17 protein-coding genes are annotated in these 19,482 nt (G+C 47.1%); 13 read left to right on the top strand and 4 right to left on the bottom strand.

All coding sequences use genetic code 11. The features are described from left to right. Positions 1-55: 55 nt before the first annotated feature. From Q0882_RS06225 to Q0882_RS06255, 7 genes are read left to right on the top strand one after another with little or no spacing between them, the layout of a single operon-like run. Positions 56-1,090: a hydroxymethylglutaryl-CoA reductase gene (locus tag Q0882_RS06225; protein ID WP_299179188.1), complete on the top strand. Its 1,035-nt coding sequence runs from the start codon at positions 56-58 to the stop codon at positions 1,088-1,090. Beyond that, entirely contained in the window at positions 1,090-2,118 is a 1,029-nt protein-coding gene (fni, locus tag Q0882_RS06230; RefSeq protein ID WP_299179191.1) for a type 2 isopentenyl-diphosphate Delta-isomerase, read from the top strand. Before Q0882_RS06225 ends, fni begins: the two co-directional genes overlap by 1 nt. A 15-nt stretch (positions 2,119-2,133) precedes the next feature. Continuing rightward, on the top strand, positions 2,134-3,300 hold the full coding sequence (locus tag Q0882_RS06235) for a hydroxymethylglutaryl-CoA synthase (protein WP_299179193.1): 1,167 nt from the start codon (positions 2,134-2,136) through the stop codon (positions 3,298-3,300). Next, positions 3,300-4,289: a mevalonate kinase gene (locus tag Q0882_RS06240; protein WP_299179195.1), complete on the top strand. Its 990-nt coding sequence runs from the start codon at positions 3,300-3,302 to the stop codon at positions 4,287-4,289. The genes Q0882_RS06235 and Q0882_RS06240 overlap by 1 nt, the downstream gene beginning before the upstream one ends. Continuing rightward, complete coding sequence (gene mvk, locus Q0882_RS06245) at positions 4,276-5,205, top strand: mevalonate kinase (RefSeq protein ID WP_299179197.1); 930 nt, start codon at positions 4,276-4,278, stop codon at positions 5,203-5,205. Before Q0882_RS06240 ends, mvk begins: the two co-directional genes overlap by 14 nt. Then, entirely contained in the window at positions 5,192-6,196 is a 1,005-nt protein-coding gene (gene mvaD / locus Q0882_RS06250; RefSeq protein ID WP_366915915.1) for a diphosphomevalonate decarboxylase, read from the top strand. Before mvk ends, mvaD begins: the two co-directional genes overlap by 14 nt. A 38-nt stretch (positions 6,197-6,234) precedes the next feature. Continuing rightward, a complete protein-coding gene (locus Q0882_RS06255; protein ID WP_299179199.1) occupies positions 6,235-8,568 on the top strand; it encodes a DNA polymerase II in 2,334 nt (777 codons plus the stop codon). 2 nt (positions 8,569-8,570) lie between these two features. Here Q0882_RS06255 and Q0882_RS06260 read toward each other — a convergent pair whose 3' ends face one another. From Q0882_RS06260 to Q0882_RS06275, 4 genes are all read right to left on the bottom strand, one after another. Then, on the bottom strand, positions 8,571-8,780 hold the full coding sequence (locus Q0882_RS06260; RefSeq protein ID WP_299179201.1) for a hypothetical protein: 210 nt from the start codon (positions 8,778-8,780) through the stop codon (positions 8,571-8,573). 222 nt (positions 8,781-9,002) lie between these two features. Then, the gene (locus Q0882_RS06265; RefSeq protein WP_299179203.1) at positions 9,003-9,671 is read right to left on the bottom strand and encodes an LUD domain-containing protein; all 669 of its coding nucleotides are present in this window, start codon (positions 9,669-9,671) and stop codon (positions 9,003-9,005) included. 2 nt (positions 9,672-9,673) lie between these two features. Then, positions 9,674-11,092, bottom strand: coding sequence for a LutB/LldF family L-lactate oxidation iron-sulfur protein (locus Q0882_RS06270; protein ID WP_299179205.1), 1,419 nt, complete (start codon positions 11,090-11,092; stop codon positions 9,674-9,676). 9 nt (positions 11,093-11,101) lie between these two features. Next, on the bottom strand, positions 11,102-11,890 hold the full coding sequence (locus tag Q0882_RS06275) for a (Fe-S)-binding protein (RefSeq protein WP_299179207.1): 789 nt from the start codon (positions 11,888-11,890) through the stop codon (positions 11,102-11,104). Positions 11,891-12,065: 175 nt separating this feature from the next. Here Q0882_RS06275 and Q0882_RS06280 point away from each other — a divergent pair, with 175 nt between their 5' ends. The 6 genes from Q0882_RS06280 (at position 12,066) to rplT (ending at position 19,386) form a co-directional block, all read left to right on the top strand. Then, positions 12,066-12,767, top strand: coding sequence for a FadR/GntR family transcriptional regulator (locus tag Q0882_RS06280; RefSeq protein ID WP_299179209.1), 702 nt, complete (start codon positions 12,066-12,068; stop codon positions 12,765-12,767). Between the two features lie 47 nt (positions 12,768-12,814). Beyond that, on the top strand, positions 12,815-16,006 hold the full coding sequence (locus Q0882_RS06285; RefSeq protein WP_299179211.1) for a mechanosensitive ion channel domain-containing protein: 3,192 nt from the start codon (positions 12,815-12,817) through the stop codon (positions 16,004-16,006). A 189-nt stretch (positions 16,007-16,195) separates the two neighbouring features. Next, on the top strand, positions 16,196-18,112 hold the full coding sequence (gene thrS, locus Q0882_RS06290; RefSeq protein WP_299179213.1) for a threonine--tRNA ligase: 1,917 nt from the start codon (positions 16,196-16,198) through the stop codon (positions 18,110-18,112). A gap of 76 nt (positions 18,113-18,188) precedes the next feature. Further along, positions 18,189-18,692 (top strand): translation initiation factor IF-3, encoded by a 504-nt coding sequence (gene infC / locus Q0882_RS06295; protein ID WP_299179215.1) that lies wholly within the window; start codon positions 18,189-18,191, stop codon positions 18,690-18,692. A gap of 104 nt (positions 18,693-18,796) precedes the next feature. Next, positions 18,797-18,991: a 50S ribosomal protein L35 gene (gene rpmI, locus Q0882_RS06300; protein WP_007022505.1), complete on the top strand. Its 195-nt coding sequence runs from the start codon at positions 18,797-18,799 to the stop codon at positions 18,989-18,991. Positions 18,992-19,029: 38 nt separating this feature from the next. Then, entirely contained in the window at positions 19,030-19,386 is a 357-nt protein-coding gene (rplT, locus tag Q0882_RS06305) for a 50S ribosomal protein L20 (RefSeq protein WP_299179217.1), read from the top strand. Positions 19,387-19,482: the final 96 nt, after the last annotated feature.

Raw genomic sequence — 19,482 nt, forward strand, 5'->3', positions numbered from 1 at the left:
TATTAATAAAAAGGGTTGCCACTGGCAGCCCTTTTTCTTTGTATGAAGATGCCAAATGAAATCACATAAAATCAGTCAAGCTCCCATTCCAATGCGCAATGTTGGTCCGATCAAAATCACAGGGCCTGTATTGGATGAAAAGGTTGTGGTTCCTTTGGCGACATACGAATCTCCATTGTGGCCATCTGTGGGTCGTGGAGCACGCGTATCTGCTTTGACGGAAGGGATTAAGACGACTGTTGTTGATGAACGTATGAGTCGCTCTATCCTGCTGGAAGCCGATGATGCTCATGAGGCTGTGCTGGCGCTTGAGTCTATAAAAAGCAGGCTGGACGATATCAATGAAGTGGTCGCAAAAAGTAGTCGCTTTGCGAAGCTGATAGCGATGAATAGTCAGATTGTTGCAAACCTGATCTACTTGAGATTGGAATTTACGACTGGGGATGCATCTGGTCACAATATGGTGACCAATGCCGCAGATAAAATTATTCCGTGGATTCTGATGGAATATCCACAGCTGCGTTATTCATCAATATCGGGTAATTACTGCTCAGACAAAAAAGCAACCGCAGTTAATGGAATTCTGGGGCGCGGAAAATATGTGGTCACTGAAATTCTGATCTCTCGGGATATTTGTGAAAGGCGCCTGAAAACTACCCCGGAGAAAATGGTTGATCTTAATATTAAGAAGAATCTGATCGGGACTATGGTCGCGGGTGGCCTGCGAAGCGCGAATGCGCATTATGCCAATATGCTGTTAGCCTTCTATCTGGCTACCGGTCAGGATGCGGCTAATATCATAGAAGGATCTCAAGGAATCGTTCATGCCGAGGTTCGCGGTGATGATCTCTATTTTTCATGCACTTTGCCCAATCTGATCATGGGTTCCGTGGGTAATGGTAAAGGGATCGATTTTGTTGAAGAGAATTTAGCTGCACTTGGGTGTAAAGTTGATCGTGAGCCGGGTGAAAATGCACGTCGACTGGCTGCAATCTGTGCCGCAACTGTATTATGTGGTGAGCTTTCGCTTCTGGCGGCTCAGACTAACCCTGGTGAGTTGATGGAAGCGCACCTGAAGTTGGAACGATAATGTCAGATCAAACAAACGACAGAAAATTGGAACATATCAGGGCGATCGAGAAAGATCCGCACACAGATCGTTCCGGACGTTATTTTGATCGTATTCACCTTACTCATCGAGCGTTGCCTGAGATAGCTCTGTCAGAGATTGATTCTAGCTGCCAGTTTCTGGGGTATGAACTATCATTTCCGCTTTTAATCTCCTCTATGACAGGAGGAGATCATCAACTTATTAAGAAGATCAATAGAAATCTGGCGATTGCTGCACAACAAACCGGTGTTGCGATGGCAGTAGGGTCACAGCGAGTGATGTTTACGACGCCTGAAGCCAGAGAGAGTTTTGAACTACGTAAATATGCACCAGATGTACCATTAATAAGCAATTTGGGTGCAGTGCAGCTTAATTACGGGGTTGATTCCGATTTGGCACAAACCGCGATCGACTGTTTGGATGCAGATGCGATCTATCTTCACCTTAATCCGTTGCAGGAGGCGGTTCAGCCTGAAGGGGATACTGATTTCTCCGGGTTAGGTGCAAAAATAAAGAAATTGACCGAATCCCTGGATGTTCCTGTGCTTTTAAAAGAGGTTGGTAGTGGTTTGTCGGCCGCAGATATTGAGCTTGGTCGCGATGCTGGGATCTCCATTTTTGATGTGGCCGGTACGGGAGGTACATCCTGGAGCCGGATAGAGCATCATCGTCGTGCTGATGGTAGTGATCTCGGGATTAAGTTTCAGGATTGGGGAATACCGACGCCGATCGCGCTTAAATTAGCTGCTCCCTACCTTGGTACTGCCACAATAGTTGCAAGCGGTGGCTTAAGAGATGGGATTGATATGGTTAAATCTGTTATACTCGGCGCCTCCTTATGTGGCATGGCTGCTCCGTTGCTACAACCCGCCATGGAATCTGCAGAAGCGGTTGTAGTTGAGATAGAAAAGATTAAAACAGAATTCAGAACTGCCATGTTTCTGTTGGGTGTGCCGGATATCGCTTCACTGTTTAATAACCGGTCGCTTATTTTAGAAGAGTGTTAGGATCGAGAACCAAGAATGTCAGTTGGTATTGACGAAATAAGTTTCTATACATCTAATTATTATCTGGATTTACGGACTCTGGCAGAAGTTCAGCAGATCGATTCAGACAAGTATTATCAGGGGATTGGCCAGGAAAAAATGTCCATGGCTGCACCTGATGAAGATGTTGTAACGATGGCGGCTAATGCAGCCCAACCATTGATTGAACGTGTTGGAGCTGACTCAATCAGCACCTTGATGTTTGCAACCGAAACAGGTGTAGATCAGTCCAAGGCTGCAGGTGTTTATGTTCACCGGTTGCTGGGATTGCAAGCTAACTGCCGAGTGGTTGAACTAAAACAGGCCTGTTACAGTGCTACAGCAGCAATCCAGATGGCTTGTGCGCTTGTTGCTCGCCAGCCTGAGAAAAAAGTACTAGTGGTTGCTTCTGATATTGCTCGTTATGACCTGGATACTTCGGGTGAAGCAACTCAAGGTTGCGGTGCAGTAGCAATGCTTATCTCAGCCAGCCCCCGTCTCATCGAAATCGACCCCGAAGTGGGTAATTATACTGAAGACGTCATGGATTTCTGGCGCCCGAATTACCGTACTACCGCTTTGGTTGATGGCAAGTATTCGACAAAAATCTATCTTAAGTCCCTCAAGAAGGCCTGGGAGAACTTCGTCGAAGCAAGCTCTCTGGCATTTAACGATTTTTCACATTTCTGCTATCACTTGCCGTTCAGCCGTATGGCTGAAAAGGCGCATAAGCACCTGGCTAAGGTCAATAAAGTAGGCCTCTCTCTGGAGCAGGTAGAGCAGCAGATTGAAGATACGCTCCATTACAATCGCATTATTGGTAATAGTTATACTGCTTCGATGTACATAGGTCTGACTTCACTCCTTGAGAACTGCAAGCAGAACCTGGCGGGTAATAAGGTGGGGTTCTTCAGTTATGGCTCGGGTTGTGTAGCTGAATTCTTTTCCGGTACCGTTGTTGCGGGTTATGAACAGTGCTTGCATACGTTAACGCATCATAAGATGTTGAGTGAACGTCAGGAAGTGAGCTACGAAGAGTATCTTAATCTCTATCGCTACCCTGATCCTCGTGATGGTGAGCACCATGATATGCCATCTGCCACAACAGGGCGCTTCCGCCTGGCAGCAATCAGTGGCCATAAACGAGAATACGTCATCTGCTAATGAAGGCTAAGGCCCCAGGTAAACTGATACTGAGTGGTGAGCACTCTGTTGTTTATGGGGCTCCCGCTATTGCTTTTGCGGTTGATAATTTTGTCACCGCAACCTTTTCTCCGGATCACTCCGGTCAGATTTCGATTGAAACCGATAGGGTTGGGCGGTTTCATGCTTCTCTGAATGAGATCGATCAGTTATCGCTAAAGCTCGATGAGCGCTATGAGCGTTTTATTGAGGAAGAGATAGCTGTCACTGATCTCTTGGCTTCTCCTGGCGAGCTGATATTTTATAGCCTTTCAAAATTTCCATCGATTCAGGGTGGGCGCATCAGTATCACAAGTACCATCCCGGTTGGTTCAGGTATGGGGTCCTCCGCTGCGGTTATCGCTGCGACACTCAAACTTGCAGAGTCTATATCTGAGGTTACATTACCCTCGCTCTATGCCTTTGCCGAACAGGTCAGGTATTGCGAACGTTTGCAACATGGTCGGGGCAGCATGATTGATGCAGCGGCAACCACATTTGGTGGCGCTGTCAGGGTGCAAGGTGAGGTTGTTGAGCCGCTTCAGCTCTCATTGGGGTCAGGGTGGTATCGCTGTCATACTGGAGAACCTGATGGATCGACGGGTGAAGTTGTAGCGGAGGTGCGCCGTCGTCATCAGAAGTCTGATATTTGGTCTGAATTTTCAGATATTGCTGCCAGATGGACGCAGGGACTTTCCCATTCAGAGATCGTTGAACTGGTCAGACAGAATCATCGACTCTTGAACTGTATTGGTGTTGTACCTGAAAAAGTCAGAGTCCTGATCAGTGAAGTAGAGCGCATGGGTGGTGCGGCAAAAATTTGTGGTGCTGGTGCTGTTAAAGGGGAAAAGGCTGGAACAGTGCTGGTCTACCTACCTGAATTATTCAGTTCTCAAGCAGTTCAGGCGCTGGGGATTGAGTTGATCCCATTGCAGCAAGTTAATCAAGGAGCTCATCTTGCAAAAGATTAGTGTCAAAGTGCCCGGCAGCATCATGCTCATGGGTGAGCATGCGGTCTTATTTGGTGAAAAAGCGCTTGCTTGTGCTGTGGATAAATATATCACTGTTAGTTTAATCCCTGAGCCGGACAATCAGATACATGTGCACTCGGTGCTTGCCGAGTATCATTCAGATCTGGCACAGCTAACAGAGGAACCTCGGCTCACTTTCGTACTTGCTGCGATTGAGCACCTTAAGCCTGATCTTCCTTCCGGCTTTACCTTGAAAATTGAAGCTGAATTTTCCCACACGGTAGGGTTAGGATCATCGGCTGCGGTGACCGCAGGCGTTGTTGCCGCTTTATCGGTTTACTCGCGCTTATCAGTAGATCGGCATAGTTTGTTTGCGCGCTCATTGGAGATCGTACATAAAGTGCAGGGTGGTCGTGGTTCGGGTACGGATCTGGTCGCCAGTATTTTCGGTTCGTTTGTGTCATATCGAGTAGCACCCCGGGAGATCACAGCTCTGGAAGGGTTACCACCCATCTCACTGTTTTATGTGGGCTACAAGACTAGAACCCCAGATGTACTCAAAATTGTTGAGGGGTTAAGTCAACGTAATCCTGAAATCTATACACAGCTCTATAAGCTAATGGGGCAGGTAACTCAACGTGCAGAATTGGCTGTCCTGGAACAGGATTGGAAGAAGCTCGGGTTATTGATGAATAACTATCAGGGCTTGATGGATGCCTTAGGGGTTTCTGACAGAAATATTAGCGAACTGGTTTACACTCTGAGAGAAAGTAATTTGATTGATGGCGTGAAAATTTCAGGTTCTGGCCTCGGGGATTGTGTATTGGCACTGGGTGCTGATCCCGATATCAAAACCGATTATCAACAGATCCCGGTCGCTATCGCCCCGCAAGGAGTCACGATTGAAATCGACTAAAGCTCAAGTTATTGAATTCTGCTTGCCTGATCTTCCTGATGCGGGTGTCCGTGCAGAAGCATTCGCGCCCAGCAATATTGCGCTGTGTAAATATTGGGGGAAACGTGATGCTGAACTGAATCTACCCGTGAATGGTTCCCTATCGATCTCATTGGGCAGCTTAGGTACCCGCACAGAGATCACGGAGTCAGACACAGGTACAGATCAGGTTTTCCTGAATGGTAAAGCGGTTGTCCAGGATAATCCTTTTGCCAGGAAGGTCGTAGCTTTTATCAGCCTTTTTCGCCGCGAGCTGGATCAGCCAGTGTGCATCAAAACAGAAAATAACATTCCAACTGCAGCCGGGCTGGCCTCATCCGCTTCAGGTTTTGCTGCGCTGATGTTGGCATTAAATGATTTTTATCATTTGGGGCTGAGTCATGATCGGCTTTCCGCTTTTGCCCGAATGGGAAGTGGTAGTGCTTCGCGTTCTATCTATCAAGGGTTTGTCGAGTGGCATAAAGGGAACCGAGCTGATGGCATGGACAGTTTTGCTGAACCTATTAATATCACTTGGCCTGGATTTCGGGTTGGGTTATTAAAAGTAGCGACCGGAGCAAAAAAGATTGATTCCCGCTCGGGGATGCAAAGAACAGTTGATACCGCAGCACTGTACGAGCAATGGCCTAAGCAAGCGGAACAGGATCTGCAGACGATTAAACGGGCTTTGGCTGATCAGGATTTTGAACTGCTTGGCCAGACGGCTGAACATAATGCGCTCTCAATGCATGCTACGATGATCGCTTCATGGCCGCCGCTGCTATATTGGCAACCAGAATCAGTGGCTGCGATGCAGCGGGTGTGGGAATTACGCTCATTGGGTGTGCCGTTGTATCTGACGATGGATGCCGGCCCAAACTTGAAATTACTCTATCTGGCTGAGTATGAAGCACAAGTGCGTGATGCCTTTCCTGAACTGTTAGATATCGACATTGTGGTTCCTTTCGGCTGAGACTGCCTGTGTCCATTAATGCCTTGAGTAGAGACAATATGGCTGTGGATACAGGCTTTATCCTGACACGTCAGCAGCAGGATAGCTCCCGTGGTATCAAGTTGACGTACTGGCTTCGTACCGATTCTCAGGTGATACCGGTTACGGTTAGTCAGCAGGAAGCTGTTTTCTTTATACATGATGAGCAGGCAGATAAAGTTGGATCTTTGGCCGTTCATCTTGATAAGTGGCGGCTTGCAAAGGTTCATCTCACAGATCTGAACGGAAAAGGGGTACATGCCCTTTACTGCAGCAGCCTTAAAACCTACCGTCAGATTCAGGATCTTCTCCGAGAGCATCATATCCCTATGATGGAGGAGGATATCCGGCATGCGGATCGCTACCTGATGGAGCGCTTTATACAGGGAGGGGTCGAGTTTCAGGTTGTAAATGGAGTTGCACAGCTTAAACCATCCGATTATCTACCCCGCTTCAAAATCCTCTCTTTTGATCTTGAAACCACTATGCGTGCGGACAAAATTCTGTCGGCAGCTCTGTACACAGAAGAATTTCAATGTGTATTGATGCTCGGTGAGGGAGAGGATACGGAGCTCATCAGGTATTTTGATTCAGAAGCAGCCCTGTTAAGGGCATTTGTTCAGGGTGTTAGAGACTGTGATCCAGACATCTTCATCGGCTGGAATGTTGTAGGGTTTGATTTTCGGGTACTGCAAAAGCGTTCTGAAGCGTTAGGTATTCCCATGAAGTTGGGGCGTGATGAGCAGCCAATGCAGCTTTATGAAAGTGGGCAGGGCAAGTTATTTGTCCGGCTCGCAGGACGAGTGGTGCTGGATGGGATTGATACTCTGAAAGGTGCTACCTATCAGTTTGAAAGCTATTCTCTGGAAAATGTATCACGTGAACTTCTCGATCGTGGCAAAGTGATAGACCATGTAGATGACCGTGGCGGGGAGATTCAACGGCTTTTTCGCGAAGATAAAGCGGCATTAGCTCGGTACAATTTGGAAGACTGCAAGCTTGTGTGGGACATCTTCGCTAAAGCTGATCTGATCAGCTACCTTGTGGAGAGGGCACGCCTTACCGGTTTGCCTCTGGATAAAGTGGGAGGATCGGCTGCCGCCTTTGATAACCAGTACCTGCCTAACCTTCATCGTGCAGGTTACGTTGCGCCTGAATACGCCACAGGGATCTCCGGGTTGGGGGCTCCTGGCGGGTATGTCATGGATTCTCTGCCTGGTCTATATCGTCATGTCCTGGTACTGGATTTTAAAAGCCTGTACCCCAGTATTATCAGGACCTTTAAGATTGATCCCTATGGCTTGTCAGAAGGCCTGAAACCGGGGGGGCAGCCTGATGATCTCATCCCCGGATTTAATCATGCGATCTTCTCCCGAAGTAAGACCATCCTGCCTGAATTGATTGAATCCTTATGGGCGGCAAGAGATCAAGCCAAGAAATCTCACAATAGTGCATTATCTCAGGCGATCAAAATCATCATGAACTCCTTTTATGGCGTGTTGGGCTCAAATGTTTGCCGTTTCTTCGATCAACGGCTTTCCAGCTCGATCACGTTACGTGGTCATGAAATTTTGACTAAAACACGGGAGTGTATCGAGGAAAATTTTGGTTACAAGGTGATCTATGGCGATACGGATTCGGTGTTTGTCTGGTTGGGTGATGATTTTCCGGAGCGGGATGCGGCTGCAAAAGGAGATGAATTGGCCAGGTATCTGAACCGATGGTGGCAGCAGAATCTTAATGATCGATTTCAGCTGGATTCGTTGTTAGAGATTGAGTTTGAAACCCATTATCGTCATTTTCTAATGCCGACTATGCGGCACTCAGAAAAAGGTACTAAGAAAAGATATGCGGGTCTTCGAGTCCAACAGGATGGTGGATCAAAGCTGGTCTTTAAAGGCCTTGAAAATGTCAGGACTGACTGGACCCCGGTGGCGCGTCAGCTTCAGGAGAAGCTTTATGAACGCGTGTTCCTGGGTCAAGAGTGGAAATCTTTGATAGTCGATACTGTCAACCAATTGAATACCGGTAATCTTGATCAAAAGCTGATCTATCGTAAACGTATTCGTCAGCGTTTGGATCAGTATGTGAAAAACAGGCCACCCCATGTACAGGCGGGGTTAAAAGCTGAACATTTCTACCGGCAAAGTAATCGCCCCAGCCCTTATCGCTCTGGCAGCTATATCGAATATGTGATGACGGTTAATGGAGCTGAACCAAAGGAGTTTACAAACTCGCCGTTGGATTATCAGCATTATCTGGAGAAACAGATACGTCCTGTATGTGAGACGATCATGCAGTTTCTGAACGAAGATTTTGATGAACTGGTCGCGCCGCAGCGGAGATTATTTTAGCCTCAAGCCTTTACGTCTATATGTAATCCCAGTGGGCTGAGTGGGTCAGTCCGCAGTTTGCCGGGGGCTGTTACTTCAAGTAACTGCATCACTTGTTCACCGGTTTGCTCAAATTGATCCTGAGCCATCTCTGCAGATTTCACTGCATGACTGCTTTGTGTCTGTTGAGCACTGGCTGCAGAAGCCGTAGCGGCTATCTCATTTACTTCCATAACTAAACCTGCTTGATTACGACTAACTGGCTGTAATCCATTTCAGCTTAATCGATCATATTAATAACTATGTTTTATTCTATCGGCCTGAAGGGTTCAGGCTTGAATGAAAATTCAGTAAATCGTTACAGGGTTAATTTGGTCGTGGTGGGGTGACGCTATGAGGTTGAAGTAAAAAAAGCCACCTCAGAGGAGGTGGCAAAGGTGGTTAAGAGACGAGGTTTAAACGTCTTTCAGGACAAAAATTACGAGTACACAGGGACCATGTGCTCCCATCTGAAGCTTTTGTCCGATATCGGCGCTTCGGGAGGGGCCTGTAATCATATTGACGGTACGAGGCATACTGTCGGGATGCTTGCGACGTAGTTGATTCCAGGCATCTTCATAGCTGCCGACGATGTCGGACTCTTTGAGTAATACTAAGTGACAGTCAGGCAGAAAGTTCAGCGTAGTAGGGCTTTCAGGTCGGGAATACAGCATCAGTGTTCCGGTTTCTGCAATACCAGCCATAGAGGTGGTTAAGCTGGCAACATCACCAGACTGAGCGATGCGCTGTTCACGTTGGATATCCCCTAGAGCGGCCCAGTCCAGCTCGTTAAGGCACTCGTCACTTGCACTGACCAGTGTCGAAAAGTCATGCTTTTTTAACCATTCTGAGACGGCGGCGGGTAACTGGCTGAGATGGTGAATATCGATCAACTCTGCCGCAGCACCAGAGGCCATCTCCCGAAACAGTTTAATCTGCCCCGCTTGGTCAAGTTGAGAGCGCTTTGGAATAATGGTTGCCTTATGGGCCTGGATTCTCTTCATTGCCGCTTTTTTCTGTTCCGCGGTGGCGGAGCCTCGACCCAAACCGTGGCGGATGTTACTCAGGATCTCTGCTTTACTCATCGTTACTCTCCCGCCTTCTGTTTAGCTTTCCACTGATCCATGAATGTTTTGCCCTGCGGTGCTGGCATATCGCGCCAGTCGGTCCAGCCTCCAGCTAAAGGTAGTTTTTTAATACGTCCTTTTTTGCCGGCGATACTACTCATAAACCAAGCCGAGCTACGGGCCAACCAACGATAGATCGCTGGGCGTTTGGCAAAGAAAGCCCATCCGGCAATGCCAAACCTGACCGCTTTAGGGGTCAGATGTTTTTCGAACTCTTTTTCTCGCCAATGGCGCATCAGTTTAGGCAGTGGAATTCGAACAGGGCATACCTCCTCGCATTTGCCGCAAGAGGTGGATGCATTTGGCAGGTGAGCGGCTTTATCAATACCGATCATCTTAGGTGTTAGCACCGACCCCATTGGACCAGGATAAACCCACCCATAGGAGTGACCGCCTACCGCGCCATAGACAGGGCAATGGTTCATACAGGAGGAGCAGCGAATACAGCGCAGCATATCCTGAAATTCACTGCCAACCATTTCACTGCGGCCGTTATCGACTAGTACTACGTGAAAGTTCTCTGGACCATCTTGATCTGTGTCGCGCTTAGGGCCAGTTGATAGGGTGTTATATACCGTGAACTCCTGCCCTGTTGCTGAGCGTGCCAGTAAACGTAGGAACAAACTCATATCTTCAAGGGTGGGTACCACTTTCTCGATTGAAGTAATCACAATATGTGTTTTTGGCAGTGTTTGGGTCAGATCACCGTTACCTTCATTGGTTACGATAATGGTAGATCCCGTCTCTGCTACGAGAAAGTTAGCACCGGTAATACCCACATCTGCGCTAACAAATTGCTTACGCAGTACCTCGCGGGCTTCCTTCATAAGGGCCTGAGGATCTCCTGTTTTCGGGCGCTTATGGTGCTCGTGGAAGGTCTCCGAGACATCGTCCACATTCAGGTGAATCGCGGGCGCAATAATGTGACTAGGATGATCGTCACGTAGTTGCAGAATGTATTCACCTAAGTCTGTTTCTATGGGTTGAACGCCATTCTTCTCTAGGTAATCATTTAGGTTGATCTCTTCTGAGACCATGGATTTACCTTTAGTAACTGTTTTGGCATTAACCTGTTTGCAGATATCTAAAATTGCCTGGTTGGCATCATCACCGGTTCGGCACCAATGTACATGCCCTCCGTTTTCTACCACCTTACTTTCAAACTGTTCCAGATAGATATCCAGGTTCTGGATGATATGGTTCTTTAGATCGCGTGCTTCATCACGGAGCTCTTCAAATTCGGGTAGTCGCTTTATTGCGTTTGCCCGATTGACAGGAAAGCCGTATTTGAACTGACTTAGTGCCTCCTGTAACTCGACATTTTTAAGAGCGATGCGGGCGTTCTCTTTAAACTGTGGACTCTTGATTTGCATAGTCATACTCCCGCCTTAAAGCGCTTTTGCCAGATCATAATCGGCTTCACCGATCGCTGGGGTGTCGGTCATATCAGCCAATATTTCGACTATGTGGCGGGCCTCAATTGTCTTGCCTTCGCGTTTAAGTTTGCCTGCCATATTGAGTAGGCAACCGAGATCGCCTCCAACAAGGGTGCTGGCGCCGGAATCGCTGATGTATTGGGTTTTGTTAGAGACCATACGATTTGAAATATCCGGATATTTAACACAGAAGGTCCCGCCAAAACCACAGCATGTTTCTGCTTCCTCCATCTCATTGAGCGTTAGGTTGGCTACTTTTGACAGCAGCTTTCTGGGTTGCTCTTTGACGCCTAGCTGGCGAAGGCCGGAACAGGAGTCGTGGTAGGTGATCGTGCCTTCAAAAGCCGCATTGATCTTATCGAAATCGACAATGTCTGTTAGAAACTGAGTGATCTCGAATGCGCGGGATTTTAAATTCTCTGCCCGTGCTTTCCAGGGATCATCCTCATCAAAAACATCAGGATAATAGTGAAGCATGCCGATACAGGAGCCTGAAGGACCGACCACATACTCATAACCATCAAATGCCTCTATGGTTTGTCGAGCGATATCTGCGGTTGTGGACTTATCTCCAGAGTTGTAAGCAGGTTGGCCGCAACAGGTTTGTTTTTCAGGGACTTCGACTGTGCATCCGGCTGCTTCAAGCAATTTTACCGTTGCGAACGCCACACTGGGCCTAAACATATCAGCCAGGCAGGTTACAAAGAGTCCTACTCTGGGGCTGTTAATTGTGTTTGTCATGGTTTATTTCGCTATTTAGAGCGCTGGGCTAAACAGCTGGCCGGGTGCGCTAATTGTTATTTTGATTTTTGATCTATCGAAAATGTTCGTGGTGATAGAGGAAAGATAGTTAAGTGGTTGGCGAAAAGAAATGCTAGACTGCTAACTGGTCTGACCAAGAGGAGTGTAGCAAGCGATGAGCATCAAACAGCTCAGCAGAAGTCAGCAATTGAGTCGTATACTTCAGGAGCAGATTCTTTTCGGTGATATCTGTCCGGGTCATAAGCTTCCTTCGCAACGTGTGCTCTCGGATGAATATCAGCTCTCACGTGCAACGGTGAGGGAAGCACTACAGGATCTTGAATCTAAAGGGATGATCTCCACTTATCGTGGAGGGGGTAGTCTCTGTGAAAATTTACTTGACCCCCACTTTGATCTTCAGGTTGAGGGGGCGGGTGATAATTTTGAGTTTCAGGTTCAGGTCATGGAGATGAGAGCCGCTCTGGAAGGAGAGGCTGCCTTCTATGCTGCTTTGCGGGCGACAGATGAACAATTGGAAAAGATCGGTCGTGAGTACCATGCGATGCAGGCCCGAGGTAGTGGTGTGACCACCTTATCTAAGGCAAAAGCAGATCTCCGCTTTCATATGATGATAGCTGAAGCCAGTCATCACTTATTAGTAATCTCATTTAGCCAGATATTTTATAGCCGCTATTTTAATGCGATCTATGGGGTATTGGATCGCACTTTAAAAAAGTTTGGGCGCTATCCTGATGGTATCAGTGCTCAACATACACAGATCTATCAGGCGTTACTTAATCGTGACCCTAAGTTGGCAAAGCAGGTGGCTTCAGATCATATCGACTATACTCGCAGGCAGTTAGAAGAAGCGGAGTGAGCTCTGGCCTAAGTGTAAGCTTAGGTGTCTATCAATGGAGGCACGAGATGAAAATAGGTAAAGCGCTACTCTGTCTGATCAGTAGCAGTGTTCTACTGTTCTCTGTGCTGGTGTCAGCCTCTGTGGAATCGGATATTGAGCAGTATCAGGGACAACTTGATGGTTTAGAAGCAAGTGAGGTTCCTGCTGATCGAAGTCGTCGATTAATTCTGCAAAAAATCGTCACGGCTCTGAAAAGTCAGTTGCAACTCAATGAGCGCATATTGACGCTCAAACAGGAACTGGATAAACAGCCAGACACGCTTCTCACCCTAGAAGAGAGCCTTCAAGTGGCACCGCATGAGCCGGAGCTGCCCGATGCCAAAGTAAGCGATACCGCTCTTGAAAATCTGATCACTGTGACTAATACCCGCCTACTTGAGCTAAAAAGTGATCAGGCAAAGTTTAAACAGACAGAGACTCAGGCAGCGCTTAACCTGGCGAATATTCGTGAACAACTATCTGAGTTGAAGGGGATATCTGAGAATGTTCTCAGGGAAAACTTCCCGGCTAACAATGACCTTTCAGAGCCTTTTCAGGCAGCGCTATTTACGGAAAAGAATCTTAAAATACAGTCGTTCGAGCTGGCTCTGCTTGTCCTGCCTAAGCGGATTGAGATTGCTAAACTCAACTGGCAGCGCCTTGAAGAGGAACGGCTGCTGAAGAGTCGTTACCTGGAAAATCTTTTATCAATAAAACAGTCGCGTCAACGTAAGCGTGCGGAGGAGACGCTACAGGAACTGGATCGTGAGAATACACCGCAAAAATCTGAACCTGCTCTGAGCTTAGAGGAGCAAAAAAATAAACAGTTATCTGATGCATTACGAAAGATCCTGAAACAGATAGAAGAAAGTGATCTGGAACGTCGGGCGTTGCAGGACCGATTATCCCTGTTAACGCATTCGTTCAGCACTATCTCTCAGCAATTGGAACTGAATGTTAGCCATATTACACCGGATCAGATTCAATTTATTTTGGCCAATCGTGAGCCGATTGATCCTGATCAGCTAGAGAAAGATATCGCCTTACTCCAGTTGGCAGAGAGTCAACTTGAGCAGTCGAGAAATAGTTTGCTAGCCACCGTGCGGGAAGGGGATGAGGTCGCTGATGAGACTCTTACACAAGGACTCAGGGCAATTCAGTCTAATCGTATCAAGCTCCTGGATCAGAGCATTGATGCTCATAGCCAGTTGGTGGCGAGCCTGACTCAGGTACTTCAGTTGCAGCGTCAGATTAACCTGAAGATAGAAGCCAATCGTGAATTGATCAGCCAGCACCTTCTATGGAATCCGGTGACCCGAGAAGTTGATCTGGCATGGCCAAAATCTCTCTATCTGTCTGCAGTGGAATTGGCTCAGCATTGGTATGAGCGTTCACCCGAATCGATCATAAAACCACATGGGAATCTTTACCTGCGACTGAGTATCCTCGGAGTCGCTGTGATGCTGTGTTTGTGGGTACGAGTTTACCTTCTACATCATCAAAAGCTATGGGCGGACCAGATAGGTAATGTTGTAACTGACCGGTTTCATCATACGCTTCAGTTGTTTCTGCTGATGCCATTGGCATCTTTAGGCATACCTCTGCTGATCTGGGTGGTGGGTAAAAGTATATTGAATCCCGATCATCCAGACGCTGTTCAATTGGCAGCTATATTGAGGGTCACTGGGCTATCAACCTGGATCGTACTGGTGTTGAGGGGCTGGTTGCAGAGACCTGATGGGATGTTTTGCAGTCATTTCGGTTTAAATGAGCAGTTAGCGCTAGGTTTTCGTCGGCGGCTTACGTGGATCTATCTGGTTGGCTTGCCACTCCTGATATTCCAGATCTATCTCTGGGAGATCGATAGCGAAGAGATGCGTTCGGGGCTGGTACGATTAACAGTGATTAGTTTGCTACTGGTTGTTGGCTTCATATTGGCCAGTTTGCTGCGGCATCGCCATCAGTGGAAAGCGGCTGATCGATGGTGGGTCAAAACTCAGGCGTGGGTGTTTAGTCTGCTTGTTTTCTGCCTGCTAATGCTGTTATTGGCAGGGATGGGCTATCTGTTTACCGTTAACTTCCTGATCTATGCTCTGTTTCAGCTCCTTGGTTTGATCCTGTTGGCGTATATTTTCTACAAAATGGGGATGCGTCTGGTTCTGATCTCCAAGCGCCGGCTGGAATTTGATCGTGCAAAGGAGCGCCGGGCTGAAATATTAGCGGCCAGAGAAAATCATGATGAGGAGCCGTCACCGCTAGAAACAAACTACCTGAATTTGCGTACTATCTCAGATCATTCGAAGACATTGCTGAAAACTGCAACCATCGTTGTGTTTGTATCTATGATGTGGTCTCTGATGGGGGGATATTTCACCTTTTTCGGGGCGTTAGATAACGTTGAACTGTGGAGTACGATCAGCACAGATGGCACAACATTGCAGATTACTCTGAAGTCTGTTGTCTTTGGAATTGCGATTCTAGCCCTATGCTTAGTGGGGGCTCACAACCTTCCCGGATTATTGCAGCTTTTGGTTCTGCGTAATCTGAACTTATCACCCGGTACAGGCTATGCAGTAAGCTCTCTGATCAAGTATGCCCTTATTCTGTTTGGCATTTTTAGTGCGTTTTCGAGTTTTGGACTTGAGTGGGGCAAGCTTCAGTGGCTGGTGGCTGCTTTAGGGGTGGGTTTGGGGTTTGGTTTGCAGGAGATAGTTGCCAACTTTGTTTCTGGTCTGATTATTTTATTTGAAAAGCCAGTAAGGATTGGAGATACCGTCACAATTGATAATTTGACAGGAACGGTCACACGCATTCAGATCAGGGCTACAACCATTGTAGATTGGGATCGAAAAGAGGTGATTATCCCGAATAAAACGTTTATTACCCAACAGTTGATCAACTGGTCGTTAACCGATTCGATTACACGAATTGTGATACCTGTCGGGGTGGCTTACGGTTCTGATACTGAACGTGCTAAGTCTCTTATGCTACAGGCAGCGATGGAAGAGGAGAGGGTTCTCAAAGAACCAAAGCCCGAAGTCTTTTTTACTGCATTTGGGGATAGTGCGCTGAATCTGGAGTTACGGCTTTATGTGAATGCGATGTCTGATCGGCTGGAGATGACTCATCGTGTAAACACCGCGATTGATATGAAGTTTAAAGAGGCCGGAATTGAGATCGCTTTCCCACAGCTTGATGTTCATCTGAAACGCAGTTGAGTAACTTATTTCAACAATCAATCGTTTCGAACTAAAAACGTTCGACACTATAAGATCCTACTAGCCTCTATAGCTTTAATTCCTTACAATGCGCCCACTCGCACCGTACTTGGTTTGTACGACATCGAGATGTATAGCATTTAATAAGTGGCCTCACGTATGGGTCACCACTGATACCAAGGAAATAACATGCCTGTAATTACCCTGCCTGATGGTAGCAAACGTGAGTTTGCTAACCCTGTTACTGTATTTGAAGTTGCTGCTGATATCGGCGCTGGTCTGGCGAAAGCTGCACTGGCTGGTAAAGTTGACGGTCAAGAAGTTGATACCTCCTTCACTATTGAAAACGATGCTGAGCTAGCAATCATTACTGCACGTGATGAAGCCGGTCTGGAAGTGATCCGTCACTCGACCGCGCATTTGATGGCGATGGCTGTTCAGGAGCTGTTCCCAGGTGCTCAGGTAACTATCGGGCCTGTTATTGAAGATGGTTTCTATTACGATTTTGCATACGAACGTCCATTCACGCCTGAGGATCTGGAAAAGATCGAGAAGAAGATGGCTGAGCTGGCAAAGCAGAATCTACCTGTTACCCGCTCTCTGATGAGTCGTGATGAAGCGACGAAGATGTTTGATGAGATGGGTGAGAAGTATAAAGTTGAACTGCTTCAAGCGGTACCAGACTCAGAAGACCTGTCTTTCTATTCTCAGGGCGACTTTATCGATCTGTGCCGTGGCCCGCACGTGCCATCTACGGGTCATATCAAAGCGTTCAAACTGATGAAGGTTGCGGGTGCCTATTGGCGTGGCGACTCTAATAACGAGATGCTGCAGCGTATTTATGGCACTGCATGGGGCGATAAAAAGGCACTTAAAGCATATCTGCACCGTCTGGAAGAAGCGGAAAAGCGTGATCACCGGAAGTTAGGTAAGCAGCTGAATATGTTCCATCTGCAAGAAGAAGCTCCCGGCATGGTGTTCTGGCATCCAAATGGGTGGACGCTGTATCAGCAGATCGAACAGTATATGCGTCAGAAACAGCGTGAGCATGGTTATGACGAGATCAAAACTCCTCAAGTGGTCGAACGCTCTCTGTGGGAAAAATCAGGTCACTGGGATAAGTTCTCTGAAGAGATGTTTACGACCCATTCTGAGAACCACGATTTTGCTATTAAACCGATGAACTGCCCGTGCCACGTACAGGTTTTCAATCAGGGGATCCGTTCTTACCGCGATCTTCCGCTACGTTTGGCTGAGTTTGGGTGCTGCCACCGTAATGAGCCATCAGGTGCTTTGCATGGCATTATGCGTGTGCGTGGTTTTGTTCAGGATGATGCGCATATCTTCTGTGCTGAAGATTCGATTCAATCTGAAGTTGCCCGTTTTATTGAGTTTCTGGACGAGGTTTATGCAGATTTTGGTTTTGAAGAGGTTATCTACAAGCTGTCTACTCGCCCTGAACAGCGTGTGGGTTCGGACGAAGTTTGGGATAAAGCGGAAAAAGCATTGGCAGATGCACTGGATGCTGCCGGTCTGGAGTGGCAAGAGTTGCCAGGAGAGGGCGCATTCTACGGCCCTAAGATTGAGTTCTCGCTGAAAGATTGCCTGGGTCGTGTATGGCAGTGTGGCACCATTCAGGTTGATTTCTCAATGCCAGGTCGTTTAGGCGCTCAGTTTGTTAATGAGCACGGCGATCGTGAAACACCGGTTATGTTACACCGTGCAATTTTGGGTTCTTTTGAACGTTTTATCGGTATACTTATAGAGAATTTCGCAGGTGCTCTGCCGACTTGGTTGGCACCAGTTCAGGCTGTTGTTATGAATATAACTGACAAACAGGCAGAATATTGTGAAAAAGTTGTCCAAAATCTTGAAAATAAAGGATTCAGGGCTGAGTCGGACTTGAGAAATGAGAAGATCGGCTTTAAAATTCGCGAGCGCACTTTACAGAAGGTTCCATATCTTCTCGTAATTGGCGATAAAGAGGTTGAGGCAGGTGCTGTTGCAGTACGTACTCGTACAGGTGAAGATCTTGGATCGATGCCTCTGGATGAATTCATAAACCTTCTTGGCAGTGATGTCGCCAGGAAAGGTCGTCAGGACTAATTGACTAAAATAATTATAGTCAGGAGATATAGCTATCAGGCGTGATAATAGAAGGGGCGCTCGCAGAGAGGAGCCCATGATCAATGAGAATCTACTGAAAGTAACTAAACAGTGCAGACTTATTGGTCCAGACGGAACACAGATTGGCATCGTACCGGTAAATGACGCTCTTGAGGCAGCTCAAGAAGCGGGACTTGATCTGGTGAAAATATCTGAAGCTGATCCCATCGTTTGTAAAGTGATGGATTATGGCAAGCATCTTTATGAGCTGAAGAAGCAAAAGAATGAAGCCAAGAAAAAGCAGCATCAGGTCCAGATCAAGGAAGTGAAATTCCGTCCTAATACGGAAGAAGGGGATTATCAGGTCAAGCTACGCAACCTGATACGTTTCCTTGAAGCAGGAGATAAAGCCAAGATAACACTGCGTTATCGCGGCCGAGAGATGGCTCATCAGGAGCTGGGCATGCAGTTACTCCAACGTATTGAAAAAGAGTTGGAAGAGATGACTGTAGTTGAACAGCGTCCGAAGATGGAAGGTCGTCAATTGGTGATGGTTCTAGCTCCGAAGAAGAAAAAGTAATTCGTTACTTTCCTTAACCCGTGACTGACTTGTCAAAGTCGGCTACGGGTTTTGTCGTTTGTTTCGAATGAAAAAAAATTAACGAATGCGTGGAGATTTTAGTAATGCCTAAGATGAAATCTAATAGTGGTGCGGCTAAGCGTTTTAAAAAAACCGCTAACGGCTTTAAGCACAAGCAGTCTTTCACAAGTCATATTCTGACTAAGAAATCTACAAAGCGTAAGCGTCAGCTTCGCCCTATGCTGCAGGTTCATGCTGCAGACAAGGCGCTGGTTCGTCGCATGCTGCCTTACATTTAATTGATTTTTTAGTTAACAGAATTTAGAGGAAGAAAGACATGGCTCGCGTAAAACGTGGTGTTATTGCTCGTCGTCGTCACAAAAAAGTCCTGAAAAAAGCAAAAGGTTATTACGGTGCTCGTAGCCGTGTATTCCGCGTTGCTAAACAGGCCGTTATCAAAGCTGGTCAGTATGCATACCGTGACCGCCGTCAGCGTAAGCGTCAGTTCCGCGCTCTGTGGATTGCACGTATCAACGCTGGTGCTCGCATCAATGGTCTGTCCTACAGCCGTTTCATTGCTGGTCTGAAAAAAGCCAACATTGAAATCGACCGTAAGGTTCTGGCTGATCTGGCTGTACATGAAGCTGGCGCATTTGCTGCAATCGTTGAGAAAGCTAAAGCTTCTCTGGCGTAAGCTAGCACCCAGTGTCGTGTAAGCGACTACTTTGAAATAGGGGAAGGGTGCGAACTCTTCCCCTATTTTTTCGTTTTTTTTGCTTAGTTTTTAGTA

The organism is uncultured Neptuniibacter sp., assembly GCF_947498015.1.
In the GTDB taxonomy this organism is placed as follows: Bacteria; Pseudomonadota; Gammaproteobacteria; order Pseudomonadales; family Balneatricaceae; genus Neptuniibacter.

Bases quoted from the DNA above. Each gene is read 5' to 3' on its own strand.
- Q0882_RS06225 (WP_299179188.1), top strand. From the start codon at position 56: ATGAAATCACATAAAATCAGTCAAGCTCCCATTCCAATGCGCAATGTT.
- fni (WP_299179191.1), top strand. From the start codon at position 1,090: ATGTCAGATCAAACAAACGACAGAAAATTGGAACATATCAGGGCGATC.
- Q0882_RS06235 (WP_299179193.1), top strand. From the start codon at position 2,134: ATGTCAGTTGGTATTGACGAAATAAGTTTCTATACATCTAATTATTAT.
- Q0882_RS06240 (WP_299179195.1), top strand. From the start codon at position 3,300: ATGAAGGCTAAGGCCCCAGGTAAACTGATACTGAGTGGTGAGCACTCT.
- Q0882_RS06255 (WP_299179199.1), top strand. From the start codon at position 6,235: ATGGCTGTGGATACAGGCTTTATCCTGACACGTCAGCAGCAGGATAGC.
- Q0882_RS06260 (WP_299179201.1), bottom strand. From the start codon at position 8,780: ATGGAAGTAAATGAGATAGCCGCTACGGCTTCTGCAGCCAGTGCTCAA.
- Q0882_RS06265 (WP_299179203.1), bottom strand. From the start codon at position 9,671: ATGAGTAAAGCAGAGATCCTGAGTAACATCCGCCACGGTTTGGGTCGA.
- Q0882_RS06270 (WP_299179205.1), bottom strand. From the start codon at position 11,092: ATGACTATGCAAATCAAGAGTCCACAGTTTAAAGAGAACGCCCGCATC.
- Q0882_RS06275 (WP_299179207.1), bottom strand. From the start codon at position 11,890: ATGACAAACACAATTAACAGCCCCAGAGTAGGACTCTTTGTAACCTGC.
- Q0882_RS06280 (WP_299179209.1), top strand. From the start codon at position 12,066: ATGAGCATCAAACAGCTCAGCAGAAGTCAGCAATTGAGTCGTATACTT.
- Q0882_RS06285 (WP_299179211.1), top strand. From the start codon at position 12,815: ATGAAAATAGGTAAAGCGCTACTCTGTCTGATCAGTAGCAGTGTTCTA.
- thrS (WP_299179213.1), top strand. From the start codon at position 16,196: ATGCCTGTAATTACCCTGCCTGATGGTAGCAAACGTGAGTTTGCTAAC.
- infC (WP_299179215.1), top strand. From the start codon at position 18,189: ATGATCAATGAGAATCTACTGAAAGTAACTAAACAGTGCAGACTTATT.
- rpmI (WP_007022505.1), top strand. From the start codon at position 18,797: ATGCCTAAGATGAAATCTAATAGTGGTGCGGCTAAGCGTTTTAAAAAA.
- rplT (WP_299179217.1), top strand. From the start codon at position 19,030: ATGGCTCGCGTAAAACGTGGTGTTATTGCTCGTCGTCGTCACAAAAAA.